At 71.1% G+C, this 6,767-nt stretch carries 6 protein-coding genes; 2 read left to right on the top strand and 4 right to left on the bottom strand.

Translation table 11 applies throughout. The features are described 5' to 3' along the window. Positions 1–104: 104 nt before the first annotated feature. Together dapC and fdxA are read right to left on the bottom strand one after the other, a co-directional pair. Positions 105–1,199, bottom strand: a complete 1,095-nt coding sequence (gene dapC, locus ACFVX4_RS33775) for a succinyldiaminopimelate transaminase (protein ID WP_389984881.1) — start codon at positions 1,197–1,199, stop codon at positions 105–107. Between the two features lie 167 nt (positions 1,200–1,366). Further along, a complete protein-coding gene (fdxA, locus tag ACFVX4_RS33770) occupies positions 1,367–1,687 on the bottom strand; it encodes a ferredoxin (RefSeq protein ID WP_018956287.1) in 321 nt (106 codons plus the stop codon). A 117-nt stretch (positions 1,688–1,804) separates the two neighbouring features. Here fdxA and ACFVX4_RS33765 point away from each other — a divergent pair, with 117 nt between their 5' ends. Further along, positions 1,805–2,806 carry a GNAT family N-acetyltransferase gene (locus tag ACFVX4_RS33765; RefSeq protein WP_389984878.1) on the top strand — a complete coding sequence of 334 codons (1,002 nt, stop codon included), beginning with the start codon at positions 1,805–1,807 and terminating at the stop codon, positions 2,804–2,806. Positions 2,807–2,824: 18 nt separating this feature from the next. Continuing rightward, the gene (locus ACFVX4_RS33760) at positions 2,825–3,682 is read left to right on the top strand and encodes a tetratricopeptide repeat protein (RefSeq protein ID WP_389984875.1); all 858 of its coding nucleotides are present in this window, start codon (positions 2,825–2,827) and stop codon (positions 3,680–3,682) included. Positions 3,683–3,696: 14 nt separating this feature from the next. Here the strand turns inward: ACFVX4_RS33760 and ACFVX4_RS33755 are convergent, their stop codons facing one another. Beyond that, positions 3,697–5,712, bottom strand: a complete 2,016-nt coding sequence (locus tag ACFVX4_RS33755; protein WP_389984872.1) for a GTP-binding protein — start codon at positions 5,710–5,712, stop codon at positions 3,697–3,699. 573 nt (positions 5,713–6,285) lie between these two features. After that, a partial coding sequence (locus ACFVX4_RS33750) for a hypothetical protein (RefSeq protein ID WP_389984869.1) occupies positions 6,286–6,767 on the bottom strand: 482 nt, incomplete at its 5' end.

Here is a 6,767-nt window from a genome sequence, read left to right as displayed (position 1 = left end):
GCTTGGGTTGTGTTTCCACCGAAAACGAAAAAAAAACCAAAAAAAAAGGGTCCCGGGGGGGCCCCCCCCCCCCGCCCCCCGCGCGTGTACCGCCGTTCCCGGGCTCAGGCCAGCCGCTTGACCGCAGCCGCCACCCGCTCGTCCGTCGCCGTGAACGCCACCCGCACGAAGCGGTCGCCGGCCGGTCCGTAGAAGTCGCCCGGCGCCACCAGGATGCCGAGCTCCGCCAGGTACGCCACGGTCTCCCAGCACGGTTCGTCACGCGTCGCCCACAGGTAGAGGCTCGCCTCGCTGCGCTCGATCCGGAAGCCGTGCGCCTCCAGCGCGGTGCGCAGGGCCGCGCGCCGCGCCGCGTACCGGGTCCGCTGCTCCGCGACGTGCTCGTCGTCGCCGAGCGCCGCGACCGCCGCCGCCTGGACCGGGGCCGGCGTCATCATGCCGCCGTGCTTGCGGATCAGCAGCAGCTCGCTCAGCACGGCCGCGTCGCCCGCGATGAAGGCCGCGCGGTATCCGGCCAGGTTGGAGCGCTTGGAGAGCGAGTGGACGGCGACGACGCCCTCGTACGTACCGCCGCAGACGTCCGGGTGCAGCACGGAGACCGGTTCGGCCTCCCAGCCCAGCTCCAGGTAGCACTCGTCGCTGAAGACCAGCACGTCGTGCTCGCGGGCCCAGGCGACGATCCGGATCAGCTCGTCCTTGGACAGGACGCGGCCGGTCGGGTTCGACGGCGAGTTGAGCCAGAGCAGCTTGAGGCCGGCCGGGTCGAGCTCGGTCGGGTCGTCGTAGACGACGGGCTCGGCGCCGCAGAGCCGGGCGCCCACCTCGTAGGTCGGGTAGGCCAGGCGCGGGTACGCCACCTTGTCGCCCGCGCCGAGACCGAGCTGGGTCGGCAGCCAGGCCACCAGTTCCTTGGAGCCGACGACCGGCAGCACGTTCCGGTCCGTCACCCCGACCGCGCCGAGCCGCCGCTCCACCCACCCGGTGATCGCGTCACGCAGCTCGGCGGTCCCCCACACCGTCGGATAGCCGGGGCTGTCCGCCGCGTCGACGAGCGCCCGCTGGATCAGCTCGGGCACCGGGTCGACGGGCGTGCCGACGGACAGGTCCACGATGCCGTCGGGGTGGGCCTCGGCCGTCGACTTGTAGGGCGCGAGCTTGTCCCAGGGGAAGACCGGGAGACGGGAGGAGACTGCGGACACGGATCTCTGCTTTCTCGTACGGGGGTCACGAGGGGCGTGCGGGTCACGAGGGACGCACGGAGTCACGAGGGACACTCGGGCCGCTCGTCACCCGGGCGTGGAAACGCCTCGGTCCCGCACGGTGACGAGCCGTACGGGACCGGGGCGGCGCACATGCTGGCCGCTGACTACTGGTTCTGCGGCGGCAGCGCGGCGATGAACGCGTGGTCGCGCTCGATCAGGCCCAGCTTGGAGGCACCACCGGGCGACCCGAGGTCGTCGAAGAACTCGACGTTGGCCTTGTAGTAGTCCTTCCACTCCTCGGGGGTGTCGTCCTCGTAGAAGATGGCCTCGACCGGGCACACCGGCTCACAGGCTCCGCAGTCGACGCATTCGTCCGGGTGGATGTACAAGGACCGCTGGCCCTCGTAGATGCAGTCGACGGGGCACTCTTCGATGCAGGCCTTGTCCTTTACGTCGACACAAGGCTGCGCGATGACGTAGGTCACGCTGTCGTTCCTCCTCGGTAGGGCGTTGGCTCTCGCGCGGGAGCGCGGCGTCGTCGATGCCCGCCCCTAGTATCTCCGTTCCGGGGCACGAACCGAACAGGAGGGGCATACAGAGCTGTGGAATTCACCATCGGCGGACAGCTCACGGTCCGAATCACACCGGCTGACGTGGGCAAACGGGTATCAGTCCGGCGTGTGTGCGAGACCGGCCCGCAAGGAGCGAAGTTCGCCGACACGGTAGGAGTTCTCACATCATGGGACGACGGTGTGCTCTCGATCACACCGAAGAGCGGTGAATCCGTCCGTATCGCGGAATCGACGCTGGTGGCGGGCAAGGTGGTGCCCGCCGCTCCGGCCCGTCGGCGTGGTCCGGCGGCCTCCTTCGAAGAGCTCGCGCCCGTCTGCGCCCGTGCCTGGCCGCCGGTGGAGAGCGAGCCGCTGGGCGACTGGCGGCTGCGCGCCGCGCAGGGGTTCACCCGGCGCGCCAACTCCGTGCTGCCGCTCGGCGATCCGGGCGTTCCGCTCGACGAGGCGCTCGGGCGCGTCCGGCAGTGGTACGGGGAACGGGACCTGCCCGCGTACATCCAGACCGCGACCGGCGCCGAGGGCACCCAGGAACTGCTCTGCGCGGAGCTGGAGGAGCGCGGATGGCGCCGCGAGGTGACGGCGGAGGTACGCACCGGCGGGCTCGCCCCGATCGGCGATCTGGACGCGGATGCGTCCCGGGTACGGCTGAGCCGGGACCTCGACGAGACGTGGCTCTCCCGCTACCAGCGCTTCGACACCCCGGGCCCGCACGTCCTGGCGGTGCTGCGCGGCGGCCCCTCGGTGTGGTTCGCCTCCGTGCCCGGTGACCGCGAGGACGCCGCGCCCGCCGCGATCGGGCGGTGCGTGGTGGACGGACGCTGGGCCGGCTTCATGGCCGTCGAGGTCGATCCGGCGTACCGGCGCCGGGGGCTCGCCACCGCCGTGATGACCGCGCTCGCCCGCAAGGCCCTGGAGGAGGGCGCGTCGGCGGCGTGGCTCCAGGTGGAGTCGGACAACGAGGGGGCGCGGGCGCTGTACGAGGGCATGGGGTTCGCGGTCCACCACCTGTACCACCACTTCCGGTCGGCGTGACGGACAGGGACGGGCCCGATGAATCCTGAACCCGCCGGACGGCCGGAGCACCCGGACCGGGACGAGCTGCGCCGGCAGTTCGCCGAGGAGGTGCGCGCCGAACGGCCGGACCTCACGCTGCTCTGCCTGCTGCTGGGCGCGGTGGCCGATCCCGCGCTGGACGTGAACGGGATCGACGCGGCGCAGATCGAACTGGACGAGCTGGCGGGCCGGCTTCCGTACGGCGTGCGGGGCGGCCGGGCCTGGGCCTCGGCACTGGCCGAACTGCTCGGCGAGCGGTACGGCTTCGCGGGCTCGTCGGCGGACTACCAGCGGCTGGAGTCGTCGCTGCTGCACGAGGTGCTGCGCAGGCGTCGCGGGCTGCCGATCCTGCTGTCCGTGGTGTGGATCGAGGTCGCGCGGCGGGCGGGCGCCCCGGTGTACGGGGTGGCGCTGCCCGGTCATTTCGTCGTCGGCTTCGGCGATCCGGCCGAGCGGGTGCTGGCCGACCCGTTCGACGGCGGCCGGCCGATGACCGGGCAGGACGCGGAACTGCTGGTGGCGGGGACCACCGGGGAGCCGCTGGAGGAGTCGATGCTGGTGCCCGCTCGGCCGCTGGAGATCGTGCTGCGGATCCTGAACAACATCAGGGCGTGGGCGGCGGCCCGTCCGGAGCACACGGATGTGGCGCTGTGGGCGGTGGACCTGTCGCTGCTGCTCCCCTCGCATCCGGCCAGGCTGCGTTACGAGCGCGCGCAGCTGCTCGTCCAGAGCGGGCAGTTCCTGCGCGGGGCGGCGGAGATGGAGGAGTACGCGGACGTGGTCGACGGGGTCGAGCCCGCGGCGGCGGAGGCGATCCGGCGACGGGCGCGGGCGGCGCGGTCGTTGCTGAACTGAGGGCTGTCCCGGGGTCACCGCGCATCCCCGCCCGCGGCGACCCTGCGCACCGTGCGCAGCAGGTACTCCTTGCGGTTGAGCGGGTCGCGGTCGGTGCGCGGCCGGTCCGGGGGCGTACCGACGATGGCCCGGTAGCGGTCGAAGCCGGACTCCAGGACCCCCTCGCCGCGCGTCAGGGCCGGAAGCTGTTGCTGGAGCTCGTGGACGCGGGCCGCCGGGATCTCGCCCTCCAGTACGTATACGGAACCGTGCAGGGCCGGTGTCCCGGGGACGGCGCGCAGCTGTGCGAGTACGGGCAGGACCGGGCTGAGCAGGTCCGCGGGGAGTTCCAGGCGGAATCGGTGGATCGGCTCGTGCACCGTGGTACCGGCCTGCTTCAGCGCGCTCATCAGGACCAGCGGGGTCAGATCGCGGAAGTCGCCCGCGGTGCTCGACATGCTCTTGTCGAAAACGCCGTGGGAATGGCTCTGGCGGGGCCAGTAGCCGGAATGCGTCATGGTGACGACGCAGTCGGTGACCTGCCAGCCGCGCATTCCCTGTCGCAGGGTCTCCCCCACGGTCTCCTCCACCGCCCTCATCAGGGAGAAGGGCATCGATCCGAGCTCCACCTCCAGCCGGTACGCGATACCGCTGCCGACCGGGGCGGGGTCGACCCGAAGACCGATGGTCGCCAGAAAGGGATTGCCGTTCCGGCCGATGATCTCGTGCGCCGCACCACTGCCGTTCGGCCGTTCCAGGCAAATGGTCGTGGTCTCGCGGAAGGTGACACCGATTCCGAATTCGTCGGCCAGCGTCGCCTGGATGACTTCTTTCTGCACTTCGCCGTAGAGCGAGACGGACACCTCCTTTCGGACGTCGTCCTGACGCAGATTGATCAATGGGTCCTGTTCGGCGAGTTGCGCGAGCGCGAAGTGCAGCTCGCCCCGGCTCGCCGGAGGGCGGGGAACCACGACCGATTCCAGCGTCGGCGGAGCGAACCAGCGGCCCGGTGCGGCCGTGTCCGGCACTCCGACCGGATCGCCGACCCGGATGCCGCCGAGCCCCCGGAGCTTCGCGATCCGGCCCGCGCCGACCGCCGCCTCACGCACGGCCGAGCCCCGGTCGAAGACGCTGATCCCGGTCACCTTGCCCTCGGCGCGCCCGTCGCCCCGGCCGAACGGCAGCCGGTCGCGGACCCGTACCGTGCCCGAGAACATCCGGACGTACGCCGTCTTCTCGCCGCCCGGTCCGCGCTCCACCTTGAACACCGCGCCCGAGACCGGCCCGCCCGCATCGCCCCCGCTCGCGGGCAGCAGCTCCCTGACCCCGCTGATCAGGGCATCCACCCCCGCGCCGGTGATCGCCGAGCCGAAGAACACCGGATGCACCAGCGCCCGCCCGGTCTGCGCCGCCAGCTCTTCGCGCAGTCTGCTGTACGGGAGGGCCGCGGCGTTCTCGACGTACGCGTCCAGCAGCGCGTCGTCGTGGTCGGCGAGCAGTTCGGTCAGCCGGTCCGTGAAGCCGGGGTCGGCACCGGTGTACGGCGTGCAGCGGGCGTCCCGGCCGCCCGGCCGGTCGACCGAGCCCATGGCGACCACGGCCGGGGTCAGCTTTTCGGCGATGCTCCGCAGAACGGCCTCGTCCCGCGCGCCGCCGCGGTCGATCTTGTTCACGAAGACGAGCGTCGGAATGCGCAGGCGTCGCAGTGTCCGCATCAGCACGCGGGTCTGCGCCTGTACGCCCTCCACCGCGGAAATGACCAGCACGGCACCGTCGAGCACATTCAGCACCCGTTCCACCTCGGCGATGAAATCCGGGTGACCGGGGGTGTCGATCAGATTGACGGTGATGTCGTCGATGGCGAACGAGACGACGGCGGACTTGATCGTGATGCCGCGTTGCCGTTCAAGTGCCAGGGAATCGGTCTGGGTGCTGCCGTCGTCGACGCTGCCGATCTCGTCGATGACACCGGTGGTGTGGAGCAGCCGCTCGGTCAGGCTCGTCTTACCGGCGTCGACATGCGCCAGAATTCCCAGGTTCAGCGTGTGCACGAAACTCCATGTCCTCAAGATCGGTGACAATTCCCGCCTGAATGAACATGAGAGTTCCTCGCATGACCCGCTCCTTCGTCGGTCGACTTCTGCGGCGAGTACAGCAGAGGGCCCGACCCCCGACAACCGATTTACCGGCCGCCGTCCCGCGCATACCTCGGCGCTGGAAAGCAAGCAGGTCAGCGGCGACGCGTCGCCGGATCACGTACGCCGCCGACGCGGATCCGGGGTCCCCGCGTGGAGAAACCGACAGGCCGCGGAGCTCGCCCTGCCCGACCGGCGCACCGCTCACACCAACTCCCCTTTCCATCAAGGCCGTTCATGGGGAATGAAGGGTCATCACGAGGTGGGCGTCGAGCGTGTCGCCGCACGGAAAGGGTCAGCAAACAGGTGAGACCCCGCCGCCCAAACCTCACGCGCCGCTGGGGTGCAGTCCAACGGGTGATTATCGGCCCCACTCCACTCGAAGAGCCCACGGCGTAGCTCCAATGCTGCGTTTCCCGATGGCGCGGATTGGCATTCTGGCTGACGGTGGATCACGTCGCCACTGCGCCACATTGAGTCGACGTCCCGTCACTCTTCGCAGTTGCGCGGAAGGAATGTGTTCAGATGCGCTCTGCCCGCACACTGTTCGCTTCGGCCGCTGTCACAGCGGTCCTTGCCATCACCGGCCCGTCCGCCTACGCCATGGTCGCGTCGGGCGACTCGGGCCACGACAACGGTTACTCGTCCTCGCACGGCGACGACCACGGAAGGTCCGACCGCGGCGGCGACCGTGGTGGAGACCGCGGCGGCGACCGCGGCGGCGACCGTGGTGGAGACCGTGGTGGAGACCGCGGCGGCGACGAGGGTGGCCGCGGCGACGACGAGGGTGGCCGCGGCGGCGACCGTCCGCGTGGCGGCGTCCACACCGGCGGCGGCTTCATGGCCCTCGTCATCGCCAGCGACGACGAGGGTGGCCGCGGCGGCGACCGTGGCGGCGACGAGGGTGGCCGCGGCGGCGACCGCGGCGGAGACGAGGGTGGCCGCGGCGGCGACCGCGGCGGAGACGAGGG

Source organism: Streptomyces sp. NPDC058240 (genome assembly GCF_042882135.1).
Classification (GTDB): Bacteria; Actinomycetota; Actinomycetes; order Streptomycetales; family Streptomycetaceae; genus Streptomyces.
Note: the sequence above shows the minus strand (reverse complement) of the source record. Positions and strands in the feature narration are given on the sequence as shown.

What these genes read in the sequence shown, in the direction of transcription:
- ACFVX4_RS33760 (WP_389984875.1), top strand. Translation starts at nt 2,825, where the DNA reads ATGAATCCTGAACCCGCCGGACGGCCGGAGCACCCGGACCGGGACGAG.